Below are 23,154 nucleotides of genomic sequence, written 5' to 3'. Positions count from 1 at the left end.
CGGCACTTTTTTCGATCCACACAACAACACCTAATACCTGTGCAAATGTCCTAAAAAACTATGACCATAAATTTTTCATTTTATTAAAAAAATTACTATCATTGTCTTTATCGTTTACCGATTCTTTTTTAAATTCTTCTAATAATTCTTTTTGTCTTTTGGTTAAATTTTTAGGTATCTCAACGTGGATATGGGCAATCATATCACCCCTAATAGTTGCTCTAATCTTAGACATTCCTTTGCCTCGAAGTCTTAGCTGATCGCCGCTTTGCGTACCGGCAGGAATTTTTAAATTTACTTTTCCGCCTTCAATTACCGGCACTTCTATATCATCGCCAAGAGCAGCTTTTACAAAACTAATCGGTAGCTTACAATGTAAATTTACTCCCTCTATTTTATAAAGATCATGAGGTTTTATGGCAATATCGACATATAAATCGCCGCTGCTTCCTCCTCGAATTCCTGCTTCCCCCTCACCGGTATGCCTTATCCTCGTGCCGTTTTCCACGCCGGCAGGAATATTTACCGTTAAGTTCCTATGTTTAGCATAACGCCCATTACCACGACATTTTTTACATGGATTTTTTATAATTTGTCCGCTACCCTGGCAATGATTACAGGTCTGCTCTAAGGTAAAAAATCCTTGTTGCATCCTTGTTACTCCATGACCGCCGCAAACACTGCAACTAGTCATTCCTTCATTAGTTTCAGAACCGGTACCGTGGCATGAATCGCATTTTACTTCACTAGAAAAACTAACATTTTTATCGACACCGTGAAATGCTTCTTCTAAACTAATTGTTAAATTATATTTTAAATCCGACCCCCTAATTTTGCTTGAAGTAGAGCGTGATCTTTTATTCCCACCCATGAAATCACTAAAAAAGTCACCGAATATGTCATTAATATCGGCATGAAATCCACCGGCTTGACCATGTGATTGCTGACCTCCACCGCCTCTATTTTGAAAAGCATCATGCCCGAAACGATCATAAGCCGCTCTTTTTTGCTCATCTTTTAGAACATCATAAGCGGCACTTATTTCTTTAAATTTTTTCTCGGCATTTTTATCCTCAACCTTATTATTATCGGGATGATATTGCTTAGCGAGCTTATGATAAGCTTTTTTTAGCTCTGCTTGAGTCGCAGACTTACTAACGCCAAGTATTTGATAGTAATCAGTTTGTGACATGATTTAAGAATAATTAATTATGTGTTTTTTATTAACGTCATTCCCGCACAAGCGGAGCGTCGTTGCGTGGACACCAAAATCATGGCGAGGCTCCCTTGACGCCGTGACCATCCAGTTTTTGATGTCATTCCCGCGAAAGCGGGAATCTAGAAAAAATACTTAAAATAAGCAAAATTATATAAAAATTTACTATATAATTCGCTTAAATATTCTCTAGATTCCCGCTTTCGCGGGAATGACATCAAAAATTCGATCCATGCAACAATGTTGGTCAAGCCACGGCATAACACCGTACACTTTGCAAAAACTCGATCCACGCAACAACCCAGGTACAAGCCGCAGGATGACACGTTAGTTACTTCTTCCCTGCCTCTTCAAAATCGGCGTCTACTATTTTTTCATCATTAGCGGCTTCCGGTTCAGCAGTATTTGTATTTTCCGCTTGAGATTTATACATTGCTTCACCGATTTTCATACTACTAGCCGTTAACGCTTCCGTTTTTTCTTTAATCTGAGCTAGATCTTCCGACTCTAAAACAGCTTTTAAGCCTGTAACAGCTTCTTCTATTCCGGCTTTATCTTCAGCAGATACTTTATCACCGTAATCTTTAAGGGTCTTCTCGGTAGAATAAATTAGACTATCGGCGTTATTTTTAGCTTCAATTAACTCTTTACGCTTTTTATCTTCATCGGCATTTTTTTCGGCATCTTTCACCATCTGCTCAATTTCTGCTTCACTAAGCCCACCCGATGCTTGGATAGTTACCTTTTGCTCCTTCCCGCTAGCTTTATCTTTAGCGGAAACATGCACTATGCCGTTAACGTCGATGTCAAAAGTTACCTCTATTTGCGGCATGCCTCGTGGTGCAGGAGGGATACCTTCAAGGTTAAATTGCCCGAGTAATTTATTACTAGCCGCCATTTCTCGCTCACCTTGGAACACTCGAATAGTTACCGCATGCTGATTATCGTCGGCAGTAGAGAATACTTGGCTCTTTTTGGTCGGGATAGTAGTATTACGATCAATTAACCTGGTAAATACGCCTCCAAGTGTTTCAATTCCAAGCGATAAAGGCGTAACGTCTAATAATAATATATCCGTTACTTCTTTATTTAATACCCCCCCTTGAATAGCAGCACCGAGTGCTACAACTTCATCAGGATTAACTCCCTTATGCGGTTCACGACCGAAAAACTCTTTAACTTTTTCAATTACTTTCGGCATTCTGGTCATACCGCCGACTAGTACAACCTCTTGAATGTCGGAAGCCTTTAAGCCGGCATCTTTTAATGCTTTACGGCAAGGCTCAATAGTATTGTCGATTAAATCGGCTACTAGTGATTCTAATTTTGCTCTGGTAAACTTAATATTTAAATGTTTTGGACCGGTATTATCTGCAGTAATATAAGGTAGATTAATATCGGTATTTACTGCAGAAGATAGTTCTTTTTTAGCTTTTTCGGCAGCTTCTTTTAAACGTTGCAAGGCGAGTGGATCATTACGTAAATCAACGCTACTTTCTTTTTTGAATTCATCTATTAAATAATTTAATATTCTAGTATCAAAATCTTCGCCGCCAAGGAAAGTATTGCCGTTAGTCGACTTAACTTCAAATACGCCGTCGCCTATCTCAAGTATCGATATATCAAATGTTCCCCCACCAAGGTCATAAACCGCAATGGTTTTACTAGCTGATTTATCGAAACCGTAAGCAAGGGCTGCGGCTGTCGGTTCGTTAATTATACGTAAAACTTCAAGACCGGCGATTTTACCGGCGTCTTTTGTTGCCTGACGTTGTGCATCGTTGAAATAAGCAGGAACGGTAATTACCGCTTGCGTTACCTTCTCGCCTAGATAATTTTCGGCAGTTTCTTTCATTTTTTGCAAAATATAAGCACTAATTTGACTAGGCGAATATTTTTGCCCGTCTACTTCAACCCATGCATCATTATTATCGGCTTTTACTATTTTATAAGGCACGATATCTTGATCCTTTTTAACCATCGGATCGGTAAAATTTCTGCCGATTAATCTTTTTACCGCATAAATAGTATTTCTTGGATTAGTTACCGCTTGCCTTTTTGCCGACTGACCGACTAATTTTTCGCCGTTAGCAAAAGCTATGATAGACGGCGTAGTCCTCTCACCTTCAGAATTTTCTATTACTTTGGGCTCTTTGCCTTCCATTACGGCAACGCAAGAGTTTGTCGTCCCCAAATCAATACCTATTACTTTTCCCATAATTATCCTCTTTAAAATTTTATTCTTGCAGTATTTTCTTATTTACGTTTATTATACATCTTTTATTATTTACCTTTTTGATATAATGCTAGGGTGATAATTTTACAAGAGGAACAAATGAAAAAAGTCCCAATTTTAATAAAAATTTTATTTATCATTAACTTGTTTTTCGTAAATATTGTTAATGCCGCCGCTATTCCTAACAGTTTAGAACACGCAAAAAAAGCCATAGTGACTATCGACAGCAGAATTGCCGTATCCGCCTATAAGGATATAGGTAGCTGAACCGGTACCGGTTTTGTAACCGATAAAGCAAACGGTTTTATCGTTACTAACGCACATGTGATCGGTAGGGCTTCTATCGGCACTTATTTTGTTACCTTCCATAGCGGTCAGCAAGCCGAGGCAAAACTTATTTATTACGATATCTGGCAGGATTACGCTATTTTAAAAGTAGCAAAATCAGACTTACCGGAGTCGGTTGAACAAATAGTTTTTTCGAAGGAAATACCTAAATTAAATCAAAGCGTTTCTGTCGTAGGTAATACCGAAGCACAAGGTTTTTCCTTTCATAGCGGCTATTTATCCGATTTATATAGTATTGACGGAGGGATGCCTCAAGGCTCTTATATAATTAACCTTAATATTACCGGAGGTGCAAGCGGCTCGCCGGTGTTAAATGAAAAAAATGAAGCTATCGGCATAATATACGGTGGGGGACAAACTTATGCCTTAGCTCTTCACTCGGATTATGTGCAACGTAGTTTAGAGAGCCTTAAAAATAATAAAGTTCCAAATAGGAATCATATCGGTATTATTACCGAATTATATTCTTTAAATAAAGCAGTAAGGCATCGTAATTTTCCACAAGCAGAAATGGATATATATTTAAAAAAATTCCCCGATGCACGAAATAGAGTAGTGATTGTTAAAACTATTATACCGAATTCTCCTGCTGAAAAATTTCTTAAACCAGGTGATATTATTTGGAAAATTAACAATATAGAACTCGGCGGTAACCTTACTATGTTTGATAAAGAAATGGATAATAGTAGAAACCCTAATATTAAACTCGTAATTTATCGTGAAGGGAAAAAGATAGAACAAACTATAGATTTGTATAACATCAATAATAACAAAATAGAGCAGCTTGTTAATTTTGGCGGTGCAATCTTTTTTGAAGCCGATGATTATTTTAGCAGCAAATCAGGTGTACCTCTTAAGGCACTAACGATAGCAACCGTTCAATCAGGCAGTAGCTTTAGTGCGATACCGGCTTATTTTACTCAAGATTATAAAAATTTATATCGCACTCATATTTATGCGATAGAAAATTATAAGTTAGATAATATTACGGATTTAATCAAATATATGCCTAGTATTACTAAAGAAAAATTTATAACTATTCGGTTTAAAAATTATCAACCTTATTATTCTTCTTTCGGTCATAGTTTCATTTCTTCGCATGACGATATGATCGCCGATATAGTCCTCGATTCTATTGACACTAAACCGTATATATTGAAATATAATAGTATTTCTAACGAGTGGGGTACGGAGGATATAGAGTTAAGGAATTAGTTAACAAATCTATTGTCCTGATATTTTCGGTTTTGTTGTATGGTTCAAATTTTCGATGTCATTCCCGCGAAGGCGGGAATCCAGAGAATATTTAAGCGAATTATATAGTAAATTTCTATATAATTTTGTTTATTTTAAGTGCTTTTTCTGGATTCCCGCCTTCGCGGGAATGACATATTACGGCTTTTACTTTTTAGGGATTATTTATAGAGTCATAATTTACTACTCTAATATTTTAGCCAAAAAACCTGCACTTTCTTTTTCCGAAAGAAAACCTTTTTTACTAGCATTTTTTGCCTGCATTACCCAATACATATCTTCAAGCTGATTAAATTTTTCATATTCTTCATGAGAGATAAGAGCTTCCTCTGAGCTTTCAGCAGCTTCTAGTAAATTATCTATTTCTTTCAAAGTCTGGTTATATTCTGTTTCTGTCTTTATAATTTTTATTTCCATAATTAAACCTCCTTAATATTCACTTTATCATAATTATAACCCATAAAGATAACAAAAAGCAATTCTTGAAAGCTACAGAGTATTTCACTATAATAGACTTAAATTAATATAGGCAGTACAATTGTGACTAGTAATAAAGATTATCCTAATTTAATACCGGTAAATATTGAAGACGAAATGAAATCGTCTTACCTTGATTATGCCATGAGCGTTATAGTAAGCAGAGCAATACCGGATGTACGGGACGGACTGAAACCCGTACACCGCCGTATAATTTACTCGATGTATGAAGCCGGTAATCATGCCGACAAATCTTACCGCAAATCGGCAAGAATCGTCGGTGATACGATGGGTAAATATCATCCGCACGGCGATAGTGCTATTTATGATTCATTAGTCCGTATGGCACAGGATTTTTCACTGCGTCTGCCCCTCATTGACGGTCAAGGTAATTTCGGCTCAATGGACGGTGATGCGGCGGCGGCAATGAGATATACCGAATCACGTATGGCAAAAGTTGTTCATAAACTGATTGAAGATATCGACAAGGAAACAGTAGGGTTTATTCCTAATTATGACGGTTCAGAAGAAGAACCGTTAGTTTTACCTGCAATGTTCCCAAATTTACTGGTTAACGGTAGCGGCGGTATTGCCGTCGGTATGGCAACTAATATCCCTCCCCATAACCTTGGTGAAGTTATTGATGCATGTTGTTTATATGTCGATAATAACGATATAGATATTCTGGATTTGTTAGAAGTAGTAAAAGGTCCTGATTTCCCGACCGGCTCAATGATTTTAGGTACGCACGGTATTAAATCGGCATATTTAACTGGTCGTGGAAGTATTGTGACCAGAGGACGTGCACGAATTGATGACCTGCCGAATAATAGACAAGCTATTATTATTACCGAAATCCCTTATATGGTTAATAAAGCCAAATTGGTAGAGAAGATTGCCGAAATGGTTAAAGAAAAGCGTATTGAAGGCATTAGTGATTTACGTGATGAGTCAAATAAAAAAGGTATAAGAATTTATATAGAGCTAAAAAAAGATGTAGTAGCGGAAATAGTATTAAATCAAATATATGCCTGTACGCAGCTACAAACAAGCTTTGGCGTAATTATGTTAGCCCTAAAAGACGGGCTACCGAAAGTTATGAATTTAAAAGAAGTGATAAGTGCTTTTGTTAATTTTCGGGAAGTAGTAATTACTAACCGTACTATATATTTACTTAACAAAGCTAGAGATAGAGCACATATATTACTCGGTCTTACTATCGCAGTTAGTAATATCGATGAAATTATCCGCATTATTAAATCGGCAAGTGATCCAAATAGTGCAAAACAAGAATTAATGGCAAGAAATTGGGACGCTCAAAGTATCTTACCTCTTATGAAGCTGGTTGACGATAAAGCTATGCTAGATGAGCAAGGGAGATGTTATTTTACCGAAGCTCAAACCAAGGCTATCTTAGAAATGAGATTGCAACGTTTGACCGCCATGGAGAAAAATAAATTAGAAGAAGATTTAAAAAATCTTGCTAAAGAAGTTAGTGAATATCTTAATATCCTCGAATCTCGTGAAAGGCTTTTAGAAATTTTAAAAGATGAATTAATTAAGGTTAAAGAAGAGTTCGCCACCCCTCGCCTCACCTCAATTGAATTCGGGGAATTTGATCAAGATATAGAGGATTTAATTCAGCGTGAAGAAATGGTAGTAACCGTAACGCTTGGCGGTTACATAAAACGTGTGCCGTTAACTAGCTACCGAGCACAAAAACGAGGCGGTAAAGGTAGATCGGGTCTGTCAATGAGAGACGAGGATATTACCACGCAAATATTCGTCGGTAGTACCCATACGCCGATGCTGTTCTTCTCTAATATCGGGCAAGTTTATAGCTTAAAGCTTTATAAATTACCGCTAAGCAATCCGCAAGGAAAAGGTAGACCGATTGTTAATATCTTACCTTTAAAAGATAAGGAATATATTACTAATATTATGCCGCTGCCGGAAAATCAAGATGAATGGGATAATTTAAATATCATGTTTGCAACTTCTTTGGGGAATATTAGAAGAAGCGATTTAGTGGATTTCAAACGTATCCAAGCAAACGGCAAAATCGCCATCAGGCTTGACGACAATGATAAATTAGTTGACGTAAAAGTTTGTAAAGAAGAAGAGCATATTTTACTTGCCACAAAAGCCGGCAAAGCTCTAAGATTTCCGGTTGAATCTCTACGGATTATTAAAAGCCGCACCTCTGACGGTGTCCGAGGAATGAGACTAACAAAAGATGACTCGGTAATTTCTATGACAGTGCTTAAAGGCGTTTCTTGTACGATGGAAGAGCGTGAAGCTTATTTATCGATTCCGACGGAGCGAAGGCTTGCAATTGCCAAGGGAGAAGCCTTTTCACCGGAAGAATTCGGCTCAACGCTAAGCTCAGATATGATTTTACAAATGGCAATTTCAGAAGAATTTATTATGACCGTTAGCGAAAACGGCTTTGGTAAAAGAAGCTCGGCTTACGGCTATAGAATTACTAATCGCGGCGGCAGCGGCATTGTCAATATGGATATATCCGACAAAACCGGTCTCGTGGTCGGAGTAATGCCTGTTGCCATGGATGATGAATTAATGTTAATTACTAATAGCGGTAAGTTAATTCGCTGCAAACTCGAATCCGTGCGTATAACAGGACGTAATACCGGCGGAGTAATCTTGTTTAAAACTGAAGACAATGAAAAAGTTGTATCTGCATCGTTAATTGCTGAAAATTCTGATGACGAAGAGGATAATGAAGAGGAAGCTAAAGAAGTATAATAGCACATAGCGAGGCGGCATTGTTGCATGGATCGATAAGAGTAAATCCGTTTTCAAAACAACATTACTATATGTTTATTACTCATAATGTCCCCACATTCTAAGTATTTTTATTATTTTTTTATCCTCTAATATTTCATAAATTAATCGATGTTGTAAATTAATTCTTATAGAACGCTTACCCGCTAAATCACGATAAAGTCTTTTGCTATTTGGAGGAGTGGGATTAATAACCAAATTATTACATAATTGTTGTGCTTTATCTATTAATTTAGCTACGGTTAATTTATCCTTGTCGGCTACTGCTCTTTTGCCATATATTAGAGTATATTTCATGATTTCCAAAATTCTTCATGGCTAATAAATTCTTCTAATGGTTCTTTACTAGCTTCAAGTATTGATTCCACTAATCTAGGTACAGAATAAATAGCCAAAGTTTCTTGTAACCCTTCGTAGTCTTTTTCTGATATAATTACCGCATTATTACGTTTTCCCTTTATATAAATAGGCTCATGAGTTTCATTTGTCTCGTCAATAAGATTAAATAGTTTAGCTCGTGCCTGTGTACTCGTGTAAATAGTCACAATAGTACCCCTAAAAAAGTTGTATGTTTAAGTGTACTATATTATGTACGCAATAGCAATAATAAAACTTTTTTTAATAGAGTTCTTTGAACGGTTACGTAAAATTATGTTCTTAACTTCTTTGTTATCTTGACAATTCGTGTGCCGAATAAAATAGCGGTTGCTAAATCTCCTTTAGGGGGAGCAATATCAGGGGAAGATTTATGATTTGACTGTGTCATAAGACCCGACCAACTACCTAAGCGATTAGTAATATCATGATTCGGTAATTCATGATCGGCAAAGGTAGGGCATGCCTCCCCTTGTCCTACCCAAATCATACCGTGCTGCATAGCTAGATGAAATAGCTGTTGAATACTGCAAAGCTTATCTCCTGAATAACAAGCGGAATTAGTAAAACCTGCGGCTATTTTATCTTTCCATTTTTGTTCAGTCCATTTAACAGAAGTGGCGTCCATAAACACTTTAAACGGTCCGGCTATACTGCCCATATAAGTCGGTGCTCCGAAAATAATTGCATCCGCCTCGTCAAGTAGCTGCCAATCTATATTATTTACATTATCCTTACTTATTTGAATCAAAGAACTATTAGCTCCGGCTTCACTCGTTCCTTTATGTATCGCCTCCGCTACTTTAGCAGTATGACCGTATCCGCTATAATATATAATAACTACTTTAATCGTCATATTGTTCCTCATTAAAAAAATTTAACCTATTCTCAACTTTATATTTTTTGTTAACAAAAGCAAAGGACTATTTATTCTTTACCGATTTTTAAAGCAGCAATAAAAGCTGATTGTGGGATATCGATATTGCCGTATTGTCGCATTTTTTTCTTGCCCGCTTTTTGCTTTTCGAGTAGTTTTCGTTTACGGGTTATATCACCGCCGTAACATTTAGAAAGTACATCTTTACGAAGTGCTTTAATAGTTTCTCTTGCTATTATGCGGCTACCTATAGTTGCTTGAATAGCGATATCGATTTGCTGCCTTGGTATCAAATCTTTAAGACGCTCACATAACGCTCTGCCTCTCTGCTCGGCACGAGTGCGATGGACGATTGTCGAAAGAGCGTCTACAACTTCGCCGTTTACTAAAATCCCAAGTTTAACAAGCTCGCTGGGCTGATAGCTATCCATTTGCCACTCAAAGCTTGCATAGCCTTTTGAACAGCTTTTTAGCCGATCGTAAAAATCATAAACTATTTCGTTTAAAGGCAATTTATAAATTAATCTAGCTCTATTGGCTATATAACCATGGTCTAGCTGAATGCCCCTTTTTTCCGTACATAGCGATAAAACCGCCCCTAAAAATTCATCCGGCACCATGATCGTCGCTTTGATCCAAGGCTCTTCCATAGATTCGATTTTTTGTATATCCGGTAAATCCGCCGGGTTATGAATCTCAAAAACCTCCCCTTCCCGTAGGTGAATTTTATACACTACGCTTGGTGCAGTGGTAATCATGTCTAAATCAAACTCACGCATTAAGCGTTCTTGGATAATCTCTAAATGCAATAATCCTAAAAATCCGCACCTAAAGCCGACGCCTAGAGCCGACGAACTTTCCATTTCGAACTCAAAACTTGCATCATTCAAACGAAGCTTGGCAAGCGAATCTTTTAAATGCTCAAATTCTGCACTATCTGTCGGGTATAAACCACAAAATACTACCGGTAAATTTGGCTTAAAACCGGGCAGAGGCGTAAGGCACGGCTTTTTCTCATCGGTTATAGTGTCCCCTACTCTACAATCGGCTACTTGCTTAATTGAAGCGGTAAAAAAGCCGATTTCTCCGGCATATAACACATCGGATATATGTTTTTTGGGAGTAAAATATCCGACATTTTCCACTATATAACTGGAATTTGTCGCCATCATTTTTATACGCATATTTTTACGCAAAGCCCCGTCAATTACTCTAACTAAAATAACCACACCAAGATATGGGTCGTACCAACTATCCACCAGCAATGCTTTTAAAATATCTGTATTATTCTCTGCCGGCGGCGGTAGCCTTTTAACAATAGCTTCTAATACTTCTTCTATCCCGATGCCGCTTTTTGCAGAAATTAACACGGCATCACTTGCATCAATACCTATTATATCTTCTATTTGTTGTTTAACTTGCTCGGGTTCCGCTGCCGGTAAGTCAATCTTATTAAGTACGGGTATAATTTCATGATTATTTTCGATTGCTTGATAAACATTGGCAAGCGTCTGAGCCTCTACCCCTTGGCTACTATCAACTACCAATAACGACCCTTCACAGGCGGCAAGCGACCTACTCACCTCATAAGCAAAATCGACATGCCCGGGCGTATCCATTAAATTTAAATAATAATTATTGCCGTCTTTGGCTTTATATACTAGCCTAACAGTCTGTGCTTTAATAGTAATGCCGCGTTCTTTTTCTATATCCATCGAGTCCAGCACTTGATGGCTCATTTCCCTTGATTGTAACCCGCCGCAATACTCTATTAGCCTATCTGCTAAAGTAGATTTACCGTGATCGATATGAGCGATAATTGAAAAGTTTCGGATAAATTTTTGATTGTTCATGATATATGTGGTATAATTCGGTTTATTGTTATAACTGCTTTTCTATGTCATTCCTGCACGGCATTGTTGCGTGGATAAAGTTAAAGCATGTTCTATGTCATTCCCGCGAAGGCGGGAATCCAGGAAGTCATATAAGCGAATTAAATAGTAAATTTATTATATACATTTTGCTTGTTTTAAGTATTTTCTAGATTCCCGCCTACGCGGGAATGACATCGAGAGCGTTTTTATCGATCCACGCAACAAGACCTCGCGGGAATGACATCTAATATATAACAAAACAAAATTTTATAGTAGGAAAAAATAATGCGTGCCGAAATTGAAACTTATGTAAAAAAAATTGAGCAATCTTTAGAGTTGCTTCGGAGGTCACTTTGACGTCGATACTTCTACGGCAAGGCTTACTGAACTAGAAGAATTAGTAGCAAATCCTACATTATGGCATGACCGAGCTAATGCTCAAAAACTTTCAAAAGAAAAAAGTATTTTAGAAGAAAAATTAAATTCTTTTCATAAGCTTAAAACTGATTTAAACGATGCTTTAGAATTTGAAGAGCTGGCAGGTATTGAGAACGATACCGCAACGCTTAATCAAATAGAGAAAGACTTACAAAAATTAAGCGTTGTTGCCGAGAAATTTGAAACTGCTTGTTTATTTTCCGGTGAAGCCGACAATAATAATTGTTTCCTAGAAATTAATGCCGGTGCCGGTGGAACGGAAAGCCACGACTGGGCTTCTATTATGATGCGGATGTATTTACGTTTTGCCGAGCGTTTAGGTTTTAAAACCGAGATAATTAACTTAATTAACGGCGAAGAAGCTGGCATAAAATCATGCACTATTAAAGTAATAGGTCATCAAGCTTACGGGTGGTTTAGAACTGAAGCGGGAGTACATCGATTAGTCAGAATATCGCCCTTTAATGCTGCCGGTAAAAGAATGACCAGCTTTGCCAGTAGTTGGGTATATCCGGAGATTGACGATAGCATAGCGATTGTTATTGACGATAAGGATTTAAGAATAGATACTTACAGATCATCGGGAGCGGGCGGACAACATGTTAATACTACCGACTCAGCCGTTCGTATTACTCATTTGCCGACCAATACCGTGACCCAATGCCAAAGCGGCAGATCGCAGCATAAGAATAAAGCCGAAGCAATGAAAATGTTACAAGCAAAACTTTATGAGTTAGAACTACAAAAACGTACCGATAGCGTGAACGAACAAAATGCCGCTAAAACCGATAATAGTTGGGGGCATCAAATTAGGTCGTATGTACTGCAACCTTATCAAATGGTGAAAGATTTACGCACCGGTTTTGAGACTTCCGACACTAAAGGCGTGCTTGACGGCGATTTAGAAAAATTTGTTTCGGCGAGTTTATCAATGAATGTCGGCGGCGGTATTAAGTACTAGGTTCTGTACAGGCGAGGTCTTGCTGCATGGCTCAAATTTTTGATGTCATTCCTGCGGAGGCAGGAATCCAGAGAATATTTAAGCGAATTATATAGTAAAATTTTATATAATTTTGCCTATTTTAAGTGTTTTTTCTAGATTCCCGCCTTTAGCTAGAATGACATACATCACTTTTTTTGAGCCATGCAACAAAGCCTCCTCACAATGACGATTTGGGCAACTTCTAGAACCACGCAGCAAGATCCCCGTAGGCGGCAATTTTTATCAGTCAAAATTTACCTTAATCTGCGAATATTTTTAACAATATAAGAAACGGTAGTTATTGGATGACAAATAATTATTTTTACAAGTTTAATATATGTTTTAAAATTTTTATCTTCAATAAACCACATATACAAATCATAAATCGGTTTGTTCTTTTCAGGAATTACATATTTATCTTGAAATATTTTTTTCAAAGTTTTTTTCGCAATTCTAATCTCTTCTTTACGTTCTTCTGTAAGGCTTGTAGGGTGAACACGGTAAAAATATAAAGATTCCTTAAGATGAAAAAATTTGGTAATTAGTCCTAGGCGAAGCCAATATTCATAATCCTCTACTAAAAACATCTTTTCATTATATTCCCCTACTTGCCGAGCTAAATTAGCCCGATATAAAAAACAGGCACCGACGCAATCTCTAATAGGCAAAAATTCCGGCGGCTCTTGGTATATTCTACTTCCTATTTCATTCTTTTCGTTAATTAAAGTATAGTCCGTATATACAAGACCTATATCCTCTCTATCGTCTAAACATTTACTCATTTTTCCTAAGGCATCTTTATGATATAGATTATCATCGGAAATCCATGTAAGGTATTGACCTTTAGCTTTTTTAAAGCCTATATTCAACGTAGCGGGTAGTTTTTTATTAGTTTTATTTTCTATTATTCTGATGCGGTTATCTTGGCTTGCATAATCACGGGCAACTTCAAGACTATTATCGGTAGAACAATCATCAATTATTATTAGTTCAAAATCGGTAAATGTTTGCGTAAGGCAACTTTCAATAGTTTGAGATAAATACTCTGCTCTATTATATGAAGGTAATATTATCGAGATTTTAAAGAGAAAGTTAGAAGTCATTTTGTGTTTTATATAAAATTGTTGGTATTGTTAAGTAATCACCGGAATCGTCAGCGATTGCGAGGAGGTACCGGTCTTGTTGCATGGCTCGAATTTTTGTAAAGCGTACGGTGTCATTCTAGTTCCTTGATCACGGCATCCAGTCTTTTTATTAAGGTTTTTTCTGGATACCGTGGTCAAGCCACGGTATGACATTGGAACCATTTTCCGAGCCATGCCACAACGCCTATCTCACGACTTGCAAATTTATATATTTTGTATTCAGATACTCAAATATTCCTTCAAATGAGCCTTCTACGCCAAAACCGGAGGCTTTACGTCCGGCAAAAGGTGCTTTAGCATTTGCCGGTAATGGATCGTTAACTGATATCATACCGAAATCTAATTGATAGGTAATACGTTGAACCGTGACTAAGTTTTTTGTGTAAATATAGCATTGCAAGCCGTATTCGGTATTATTTGCTCTTTCTATAACTTCCGTCTCGGTACGAAATTTATAACAAGCAACCACCGGTCCAAATATTTCGGTTTTAAAGATATCCATATCGTCAGTGCAATCGACAATAACCGTCGGCTCTAAAAAATTTCCTTCAGCTTTCCCGCCGCAAAGTAATTTAGCTCCTTTAGCTTGTGCATCTTTTAGTAAATGCTGAATTTTATCAACGGCAGCTTTATTAATTAACGGTCCGATATCTGATTGCTCATTTAAGCCGTCACCGACTTTAAGCTTAGCAAATTTAGCGGTAAAAATTTCTATAAACCCCTCATATATTTTTTCATCAATAAATATTCTATTCGGTGCGGTACAAGATTGCCCGCTATTTCTAGTTTTAGCAATTACTAAACTATTAGCCGTTTGGTCTAAATCCGTATCGGCAAACATAATAAAAGGTGCATTACCGCCAAGCTCTAAAGATAAACGTTTAACAGTAGATGCTGAATTTTGATAAAGTATTTTGCCGACATTTGTTGAACCGGTAAAGGATAATTTGCGGATTCTGAAATCTTCACAAAATGCTTTACCGATAATATCGGCATCACCGGTAATGATATTAAATACTCCTGAAGGTAAACCGGCATCACTGCCAAGTTTTGCAAGCACCAGAGCAGAAAAAGGCGTAAGGCTTGAGGGCTTTAATATTACGCTACAGCCCGCAGCTATTGCCGGAATAACCTTGCGGGTTATCATAGCATTCGGGAAATTCCACGGTGTTATGCACGCAACCGGTCCAACAGGTTCATATTCGGTGATAATATTATGACCTTTATATTTTCCGGCTCTTGTAGTTCCGTGGATATTATAGATAACACTCGCATACCATTCAATAAATGATGCACCGTATAGAATTTCATTTTTTGATTCCTTAAGTATCTTGCCTTGCTCTAGAGTTAATATATAGCTTAATTCTTCGATATTTTCGAGTATTAAACTATGCCATTTTCGTAGTATCGATATTCTCTGCTCAAAAGAACTTTCCGACCATCTATTAAAATTCTTTATAGTGTTATCAATAGCATTATTAATTTCAGACAAAGCTAAATTCGGCACTGAACCGATTTCTTTTAAGGTTGAAGGGTTAATAACCGGTATTTGCTTTATAGAAGTCAGCCACTCACCGTTTATATAATTTTTTCCTGTAATAATTTTAAATATATCCATAAAATTCCTATTTTATTATTACCTTGAGTTGGTAAAGCACTAACGATGTCATTCCCGCGAAGGCGGGAATCCAGAAAGTGTTTAAGCAAATTATATAGTAAATTTTTATATAGTTTTGCCTATTTTAAGTGTTTTTCTGGATTCCCGCCTTCGCGGGAATGACATCAAAAATCTAATTATACGCTAAACGATTTTCCACAGCCACATTCAGCTTTTTGATTTGGATTGGTAAAAACAAACCCCGATTTAAATTGACTTTCAACATAATCCATTTCGGTATTTATAAGATACATTAATGCTTTAGGATCAATCAATATTTTTACGCCTTTTTCTTCAACTATTTCATCAAACTGGCTTTTATTGTCAGCATATTCTACATAATAAGAAGTTCCTGCACATCCTCCTGATTTTACTCCAACCCTAATGCCGAAAGACGGCTTACCTCGTTTCTCAAGCAATAATTTAACTTGTTTTGCTGCTGCTGCAGTTAATGCAATAACATTTTTACTCATTATTTTTTTTATTTTTATAATCAGCTATGGCTGCTTTTATTGCATCTTCGGCAAGTAGTGAGCAGTGAAGTTTTACAGGCGGTAGTGACAGCTCTTTTGCTATTGCAGTATTTTTAATAGTCTCTGCTTCGTCAACCGATCTACCTTTAATCCATTCCGTTACCAAAGAACTTGAAGAAATAGCGGCACTACAACCGAATGTTTTAAATTTAGCATCTTCGATAATGCCGTTTTCATCAACTTTAATTTGTAATTTCATTACATCGCCGCAAGCCGGTGCACCGACAAGTCCCGTACCGACATTTTTATCTTCTTTATTAAGTACACCGACATTACGAGGATTTTCATAATGATCAATCACTTTCGGGCTATATACCATTGTTATTCTCCTATTATTTAAGTATTTACTATCGATGTCATTCTAGCTAAAAGCGGGAATCCAGAAAAAACACTTAAAATAGGCAAAATTATATAAAAATTTACTATATAATTCGTTTAAATATTCTCTGGATTCCCGCCTTCGCGGGAATGACATACAGCACTTTTTTCGAGCTATGCAATAAGGCTCGCATCTCCTCGCAATGACGAATTTAATGAGTTGCCCATTTTATTTTTGTTAAATCTATCCCTTCTTGCATCATTTCCCAAAGCGGGCTTAATTCCCTTAATTTATTGATTTTTTCGGTTATTAACTCTACAGCATAATCAACTTCTTTTTCAGTCGTAAATCTTCCTATACCGAACCTAATAGAGGTATGTGCAAGTTCTTCGCTGATTCCCATAGCACGCAAGACATAAGACGGCTCTAAAGAAGCTGAAGTACAAGCAGAACCTGAAGAAACCGCTAAGTCTTTAATACCGACTATAGTAGATTCACCTTCAACTCCGGCAAAACTTAAATTTAAATTACCTTTATATCTATTATCTTTATCGCCGTTTAAATGCACATCCGAGATTCTTTTATTTATATTACTTAAAAATTTATCGAATAAATAATTTACGTGTTCAAGGTCTTTATGCATTTCATTTAAGGCTATTTCAGCAGCAACGCCAAGCCCGACAATTAACGGAGTCGGAAGTGTTCCCGAACGCATTCCTCTTTCTTGCCCGCCGCCATTTATCAGCGGTGTTAACCTTACTCTAGGCTTTTTCCTAACATATAAAGCACCGATACCTTTAGGAGCATATATTTTATGCCCGGAAATACTTGCAAGGTCAATATTACATTCATTAACATCAATCGGGATTTTACCGAATCCTTGAGCAATATCTGAATGAAAAAACACGCCTTTTGCTCGACAAATTGCCCCTATTTCTTTTAAGGGCTGAATAACCCCGATTTCGTTGTTAACCGCCATTACTGATACTAACATGGTTTGATCAGTAATATTACTTTTTAATAGCTCTAAATCTATTAAACCATTTGTTTGAATCGGTAAATAGGTAACTTTAATGCCTTCCTGCTCTAAATGCCGACAAGCATCTAATACGCATTTATGTTCACTAACAACGGTAATAATATGATTTTTTTTGCCGCCGTAAAATTTAGCTATGCCTTTTATAGCTAAATTATTAGATTCGGTTGCACCGGAAGTAAAAATAATTTCTTTAGCTTCCGCTCCTATAAGCGTCGCTATTTGTTTTCTTGCTTCTTCTACGGCTTCTTCAGCTTCCCAGCCAAAAGAATGACTACGTGAATGAGGATTGCCGAATTTAGTAGTAAAATAAGGAATCATCGCCTCCATTACTCTTGGGTCTATCGGAGTAGTAGCTTGATAATCCATATAAATTAGACTTCTTGCATAACTTGCTTTTTCCGCTTCGCTCATATTAATTCCTGTTTATAAATTTCTTCAAACGCTTTAATAAAAATTTTAACGTCTTCCGATGTTTCATTATGACTAAACGATACTCTAATAGAAGAGCTTATTTCGTCCTCGTTTAAACCCATAGCACTTAGCACATGCGATTTAGATACTTTACCTGATGAGCAGGCAGAGCCGGAGCTAACATAAATATTTCGCAAATCAAAAGCTATTAATTTTGCTTGTGCATCGGTTTTAGGTACTATAATTAACGAGGTATTAGGTAACCTTGAAACGCCCTGTCCTACTATTTTCACATTTTTATATTTACTGAGATATTTCTCTAATAACTCCTGTAGCATCTTTATTTTCTTGTATCTCTCTTCTATTTCATTTGTTACTATTTCACAAGCAAAGCTAAAACAGGCAATTGCTAAAACATTTTCCGTACCGGAGCGTATATTTTTCTCTTGTCCGCCGCCAATCATTATCGGCGTCAGTATATTTTTTGAGCTAGCAATTAATGCGGAACTACCATACCCCGCACCTATTTTATGCCCTGAGATCGTACAAAAATCTAGCTCTAAACTCTTAATGTTTATCGGTATTCTACCGAGTCCTTGCACGCAATCGCTATGGAAAACCGCACCGTATTTTTTAACAACCACGGCAATCGCCGCTATATCCTGAATAACGCCCGTTTCGTTGTTGGCAAGCATTATAGAAACTAGCTTTTTATTATTCTTACTTTGAGATAGCAGATTTTCTAGGTTTTCTAAATCAATAATGCCGTTATTGTCAACCTTTATTATTTTAATGCTAGGAGCATATTTTACATGATTAAAAATTGATAAATGTTCGGTAGCGGCAATGAAAATATCACCGTCATAATAATTTTTCATTATTAAATTATTGCTTTCAGTACCCGAAGAAGTAAAAATAATTTCATATTCTTTTGAGTTTAATTTTAATCCCACTGAGTTTGCTATTTGCTCCCTCGCCTCTTCTATTATTTTTCTAGCTAACCGCCCTTGTGTATGAATAGAAGAAGGATTTAAAGCACCCCTCATTAAACTTACCATTAATTCCCTAACTTCCGGCTCGGTAAAACTAGTAGCGTTATGATCCAAGTATAACATGACTATTTCATTATGTCTTGTATTGATATATTTTCAAAATAATTACGAATATGATTAGTAAGACCTAACCACAAATGATGTGAATTACATTTTACTTTATTAGGTATGCAAGCCTTCATTGATTTTTGATAACATTTTGCCATTTCAATATTCTCATCTACCGCATCCATAATATTGGAAATTTTTATTTCATTCAATGTAGTATTAAAAACATATCCGCCCTTCGGTCCCTTAATCGATTTTACTAAATTAGCTTTTTTAAGCTTAGCAAAAATCTGTTCTAAATAATTAACGGAAATATTTTGTTTTGAAGAAATCTCGGCTAAAGTAATAGGTTTATCGGTTGACCTTGATGCCATCTCCAAAATAGCCATCACCGCATATCTGCCTTTTGTTGTTAGCATCATATACTATTCCTTAAAAATTTAAATTATTTATACATTATAACTATAATATCATAGTAATTTAGTCAAGTATTATTATTTAATGAAAAAATTAATTTGTGAAGACAAGTTATTGCTGCATGGTTCGAAATCAATGGCGTTGTTGCATGGATCGGAAAAAGTGCTGTATGTCATTCCCGCGAAAGCGGGAATCCAGAGAACATTTAAACGAATTATATAGTAAATTTTTATATAATTTTGCTTATTTTAAGCGTTTTTTCTGGATTCCCACCTACGCGGGAATGACATAGAACATGCTTAACCTATCCATACAACAACGCCGAAATCTATTAACTATTTATAAACATAATTAATTATAAGCGTAATTAATATTTCTTCTAGCAAAACCTATATTTTTTAAACGCTCGTATACTTTTTCAAATACTTGCTTAGGTAAGGTATTTGAGGTAGTAATTTGGAGAAATTTATCATCTTTTAACTTAATAAAAAAAGACGGCTCATAAAATTCCGGTCCGTCAATTTCCCGAGAAATTTTTATAAAATAACCGATTATGTGACTATTATAATAATCGCATTTACTAATCATTTTTTTTGCTATTTTATTAATATAAATATCTGTTCTAACGGTATAAGTAAAAGCAAGAGCAATGCCGAGCATCAGGCGTTGACGGTGACTAAAAGGAATATCGGAGGATAAAATAAATTCCGAAACAAAATTTGCTCGAAGAGTCTTATCGATATTTTTATTATACTGTGCCAGCATGATAGCCAGTTCTATGGTGATAAGCGTCGTAGCATCAGGGTTAATTAAAAGATATTTTATCGCTTCAACATATTTATCAATTTTACAAATATCTCTATCAAATTTTACTAATTTTTTTACTCGCTCATAAATAATATCTTTTTTCTGTTCGTGGTAGGGAAGCGAATCAAATCTAACGCCCTCTTTCAAACCATAATTTGAAATTATTATTTTTTCCGGCGAAAACACCTTAATCATCGACTTTACTACTAAAACCGCATTATAATTAATAGCTTTTTGTTCGTAATAACTTAGTTTTAGTTTGTCGATGTGAGATAACTTTTCAAGATAAAATTCAAACTCAGCTCGGTTTATTTCAAAATTATGTAAATTTTTAAGGGGATAATTGATAGATTCCATATATAAACGACCCATCAACCTTAAAGCTCCGCCGATTAAATATAAATTAGGATAATGTAACTCACCAAATTCTTCTTTAATCATTTTAGTAATTAAATTACTACTATCAAAATGATTGCTAGTAATAACTTTCGTCCCTAAAGGCAAAGACTTTAATTTACCGACCTTTTTATTTTCAATTTGTGCAAGCTCAAGACTTCCGCCACCTAAATCAGCCACCACTCCGAAAGCATCGCTTATGCCCGAAATCAAACCGGCAGCAGTTAAATAAGCTTCTCGCTCACCGGAAATAATTTCAATATCTATATTAAATTTCTTTTTAATTATTTCCTTAAATTCTTTAGCTTTGGGGTGACCTCTAAGTATTGCGGTAGCAACGCATTGTATGTTGCTAACAGAAAGCCTAGTAAACACATGAATAAGATATTGTAGTGATAGGTAAGTTTGATGCTTGATTTCTAAATTGTCTAGATCGAGTAAATTTATAATATAACTTTTAAATTTATAATTAAAAATCTCGGGAGCTCCTAGTTCATCACATTCATAAACTACAGCCCTTACGGCATTAGAACCTATATCAATAATAGCTGAACGCATGATAATATATTATTTATTCGTTTCAGCAGAAATATTTTCCGTTTCTGCCGATATTTCTTCGGAAGATTCACTATTTGCTTTAGGATCAAAAGGCACTTGCGTAGGTACAAATGTAGGAGGTAATAACCTACTAGTAAAAAACTTATCCTCATAATATTTAATCTTACGAGATTTTATAGGAGGAAAGGACTCAATTAAAACAATTTGCTCATCCTTCGGTAATTGTATTACTTCTTGCGGTAAAAGTAAAGCTCTTTGAACCTGTGATACATTTTGTGTTCTAGTCGAAATATTAAGGTCGAAAAATATAGGTTTACTAAATGACCTTTGTTCTACTGTTTTGTTACCGACAAGTTGCGATATCAAATTAGCCGTTTCATAGTTATTAGCCGCAAAAGTAATTCGATATGTAGCATTTGATAAAAACGAATTCATGCCGGCATCTTCATATGTCCCTTTGAGCTGTTGAGTATCCTGAATAATCAGAAACAAGCGAACTCTATATCCTCTAAAATAAGCAATACCGGATTTAAACGTATCCATTTTGCCGAGCGTCGGAAATTCATCCAATAAAAACATCACGCCGTATGGTTCTTCCTTAAGATCGGGCATTTTACGACTTAAAAATTCCGTACTCTGCTGATAAAATACCTGCATTAATTTTTGCAAACGCTGAATGTTATCAGGTGTGAGACCGACATATATCGTGGTTTTTTTTCTTTTTAATTCTTGGATATTAAAATCGGAAGAAGCGGTAGCGGCATCAATTAACGGATTTGCCCATAATTCAAGTGACGAGTTCATGGTAGAGATCACACCGGAGCGTTCCTTATCGGCTTTCTGTAAAAACGCCGCAATATTCATATAAGCAACGGGATGTATTACTTTGCCTAAAGTATCAAGTACCACCGCTAAGTTATATACTACGTCATCACTACGCATTGTTCTAACTACTTCTCCGAAAGATTTTGTTTTATTCGGATCGGCAATTAAATATAGCGTTACGCCAAGGAATAAGCTGCGTGCTTCGTTATTCCAAAAATCTTTTTCCGGCATAATGAGGTTAGAAATTTTTTGAACGTCATCAACCATTTGCCCGGGCTTAGTACTAACCCAGTCTATAGGGTTATAACAATGGGTTACGCCGTCGGGATTTGACGGTTCCCAAACAAAAACCGCTTGACCTTGCTTTTGCCGCCAGCCGCTAGTTAAACCGTGATTCTCTAATTTAATATCATGTACAACTATCGAATCGCTCCAAAATAACAAATTTGGAATTACAAACCCTACCCCTTTACCTGATCCGGTCGGAGCAAATAATAGAGCATGCTGAAATCCGTCGGCAACAAAATAACCTCCGCTATCGACTCCTATTAACATACCTTTTTTGGCACGAAGACCCGCAGCTTCAATATCGCTATAGCTTGCCCAACTTGCATCACCATATACTTTTTCTTGCTGTTTAAAAAACTGTAATGCCTTTATTCTGTCAAAATTTTTAATATAAAAAATTATGACGGTTATGGAAGGAACAAGAAGAGATAATATTAATTTTAACTTTAAATAGTTATAATCGGTAAATTTTAATTGCCCCCATACATTGATAAGCCAATAAGCCCATTTATAAGCAATATTTATAGCATTTACATTGATGCCTAAGTTACCGAGTTCATTGGTAAAAATTGCCACAAAAGCACCGCTTACCCATAATGTACAAAAAATAACACACGGATGAATTATAGCATGCCCGAATATATTTCTGGTAACTCTAAGTATCTTATACCACTCCATTAATATTCCTATTTTTACCTAAAATTATTTTTCGTGTAGTGTTGTTGCGTGGATCATAATTATCGTATTATGGTTATTACAAGTTATGGTGTCATACCG

19 protein-coding genes and 2 pseudogenes are annotated in these 23,154 nt (G+C 36.2%); 3 read left to right on the top strand and 18 right to left on the bottom strand.

What is annotated here, in order from left to right:
* Positions 1–58: 58 nt before the first annotated feature.
* Both dnaJ and dnaK read right to left on the bottom strand, forming a co-directional pair.
* Positions 59–1,192 (bottom strand): molecular chaperone DnaJ, encoded by a 1,134-nt coding sequence (dnaJ, locus tag AAGD48_RS02915; protein ID WP_341790392.1) that lies wholly within the window; start codon positions 1,190–1,192, stop codon positions 59–61.
* Positions 1,193–1,547: 355 nt separating this feature from the next.
* The gene (gene dnaK, locus AAGD48_RS02910; protein ID WP_341790391.1) at positions 1,548–3,434 is read right to left on the bottom strand and encodes a molecular chaperone DnaK; all 1,887 of its coding nucleotides are present in this window, start codon (positions 3,432–3,434) and stop codon (positions 1,548–1,550) included.
* 96 nt (positions 3,435–3,530) lie between these two features.
* On the opposite strand from dnaK, the pseudogene AAGD48_RS02905 reads away from it, so the two are divergent.
* A pseudogene (locus tag AAGD48_RS02905) lies at positions 3,531–5,015 on the top strand (S1C family serine protease).
* Positions 5,016–5,237: 222 nt separating this feature from the next.
* Here AAGD48_RS02905 and AAGD48_RS02900 read toward each other — a convergent pair.
* A complete protein-coding gene (locus AAGD48_RS02900; RefSeq protein ID WP_341790390.1) occupies positions 5,238–5,471 on the bottom strand; it encodes a hypothetical protein in 234 nt (77 codons plus the stop codon).
* Positions 5,472–5,648: 177 nt separating this feature from the next.
* Between AAGD48_RS02900 and gyrA the strand changes: the two genes are divergently transcribed.
* Entirely contained in the window at positions 5,649–8,297 is a 2,649-nt protein-coding gene (gene gyrA, locus AAGD48_RS02895) for a DNA topoisomerase (ATP-hydrolyzing) subunit A (RefSeq protein WP_341790715.1), read from the top strand.
* A gap of 78 nt (positions 8,298–8,375) precedes the next feature.
* Here the strand turns inward: gyrA and AAGD48_RS02890 are convergent, their stop codons facing one another.
* The 5 genes and pseudogenes from AAGD48_RS02890 to lepA form a co-directional block, all read right to left on the bottom strand.
* On the bottom strand, positions 8,376–8,633 hold the full coding sequence (locus tag AAGD48_RS02890; protein WP_341790389.1) for a type II toxin-antitoxin system RelE/ParE family toxin: 258 nt from the start codon (positions 8,631–8,633) through the stop codon (positions 8,376–8,378).
* Positions 8,630–8,881, bottom strand: coding sequence for a type II toxin-antitoxin system Phd/YefM family antitoxin (locus AAGD48_RS02885; RefSeq protein WP_341790388.1), 252 nt, complete (start codon positions 8,879–8,881; stop codon positions 8,630–8,632). The genes AAGD48_RS02890 and AAGD48_RS02885 overlap by 4 nt, the downstream gene beginning before the upstream one ends.
* Positions 8,882–8,985: 104 nt before the next feature.
* Positions 8,986–9,201 (bottom strand): transcriptional regulator, encoded by a 216-nt coding sequence (locus AAGD48_RS02880; protein ID WP_341790714.1) that lies wholly within the window; start codon positions 9,199–9,201, stop codon positions 8,986–8,988.
* A 36-nt stretch (positions 9,202–9,237) separates the two neighbouring features.
* Positions 9,238–9,567, bottom strand: a pseudogene (locus AAGD48_RS02875) (flavodoxin family protein); the annotation flags it as partial.
* 71 nt (positions 9,568–9,638) lie between these two features.
* On the bottom strand, positions 9,639–11,441 hold the full coding sequence (gene lepA / locus AAGD48_RS02870) for a translation elongation factor 4 (RefSeq protein ID WP_341790387.1): 1,803 nt from the start codon (positions 11,439–11,441) through the stop codon (positions 9,639–9,641).
* 306 nt (positions 11,442–11,747) lie between these two features.
* Here lepA and prfB point away from each other — a divergent pair.
* Positions 11,748–12,861, top strand: a protein-coding gene (prfB, locus tag AAGD48_RS02865) for a peptide chain release factor 2 (RefSeq protein WP_341790386.1) whose coding sequence is annotated in 2 segments (ribosomal slippage) — positions 11,748–11,810 and positions 11,812–12,861 — 1,113 coding nt in all. Because the reading frame shifts where the segments join, the coding sequence is not laid out codon by codon here.
* Between the two features lie 275 nt (positions 12,862–13,136).
* Here prfB and AAGD48_RS02860 read toward each other — a convergent pair.
* The 10 genes from AAGD48_RS02860 to AAGD48_RS02815 all read right to left on the bottom strand — a co-directional run bounded on the left by AAGD48_RS02860 (position 13,137) and on the right by AAGD48_RS02815 (position 23,055).
* On the bottom strand, positions 13,137–13,985 hold the full coding sequence (locus AAGD48_RS02860) for a glycosyltransferase family 2 protein (protein ID WP_341790385.1): 849 nt from the start codon (positions 13,983–13,985) through the stop codon (positions 13,137–13,139).
* A 226-nt stretch (positions 13,986–14,211) separates the two neighbouring features.
* Positions 14,212–15,645 carry an NAD-dependent succinate-semialdehyde dehydrogenase gene (locus tag AAGD48_RS02855; protein ID WP_341790384.1) on the bottom strand — a complete coding sequence of 478 codons (1,434 nt, stop codon included), beginning with the start codon at positions 15,643–15,645 and terminating at the stop codon, positions 14,212–14,214.
* Positions 15,606–15,734, bottom strand: a complete 129-nt coding sequence (locus AAGD48_RS02850) for a hypothetical protein (RefSeq protein WP_341790383.1) — start codon at positions 15,732–15,734, stop codon at positions 15,606–15,608. The genes AAGD48_RS02855 and AAGD48_RS02850 overlap by 40 nt, the downstream gene beginning before the upstream one ends.
* A gap of 87 nt (positions 15,735–15,821) precedes the next feature.
* Complete coding sequence (locus AAGD48_RS02845) at positions 15,822–16,157, bottom strand: iron-sulfur cluster assembly accessory protein (RefSeq protein WP_341790382.1); 336 nt, start codon at positions 16,155–16,157, stop codon at positions 15,822–15,824.
* Entirely contained in the window at positions 16,150–16,536 is a 387-nt protein-coding gene (gene iscU, locus AAGD48_RS02840) for a Fe-S cluster assembly scaffold IscU (RefSeq protein WP_341790381.1), read from the bottom strand. The genes AAGD48_RS02845 and iscU overlap by 8 nt, the downstream gene beginning before the upstream one ends.
* Positions 16,537–16,747: 211 nt before the next feature.
* The gene (locus AAGD48_RS02835; RefSeq protein ID WP_341790380.1) at positions 16,748–17,986 is read right to left on the bottom strand and encodes an IscS subfamily cysteine desulfurase; all 1,239 of its coding nucleotides are present in this window, start codon (positions 17,984–17,986) and stop codon (positions 16,748–16,750) included.
* A complete protein-coding gene (locus AAGD48_RS02830) occupies positions 17,983–19,101 on the bottom strand; it encodes a cysteine desulfurase family protein (protein WP_341790379.1) in 1,119 nt (372 codons plus the stop codon). Before AAGD48_RS02830 ends, AAGD48_RS02835 begins: the two co-directional genes overlap by 4 nt.
* Before the next feature lie 2 nt (positions 19,102–19,103).
* The gene (locus AAGD48_RS02825; protein ID WP_341790378.1) at positions 19,104–19,508 is read right to left on the bottom strand and encodes an Rrf2 family transcriptional regulator; all 405 of its coding nucleotides are present in this window, start codon (positions 19,506–19,508) and stop codon (positions 19,104–19,106) included.
* A 346-nt stretch (positions 19,509–19,854) separates the two neighbouring features.
* On the bottom strand, positions 19,855–21,264 hold the full coding sequence (locus tag AAGD48_RS02820; protein ID WP_341790377.1) for a Ppx/GppA phosphatase family protein: 1,410 nt from the start codon (positions 21,262–21,264) through the stop codon (positions 19,855–19,857).
* A gap of 9 nt (positions 21,265–21,273) precedes the next feature.
* On the bottom strand, positions 21,274–23,055 hold the full coding sequence (locus AAGD48_RS02815; RefSeq protein WP_341790376.1) for a type IV secretory system conjugative DNA transfer family protein: 1,782 nt from the start codon (positions 23,053–23,055) through the stop codon (positions 21,274–21,276).
* Positions 23,056–23,154: the final 99 nt, after the last annotated feature.

Origin of the sequence: Rickettsia endosymbiont of Polydrusus tereticollis, assembly GCF_964026385.1 — a bacterium.
Classification (GTDB): Bacteria; Pseudomonadota; Alphaproteobacteria; order Rickettsiales; family Rickettsiaceae; genus Rickettsia.
This window is presented reverse-complemented; position numbering and strand designations above follow the sequence as displayed.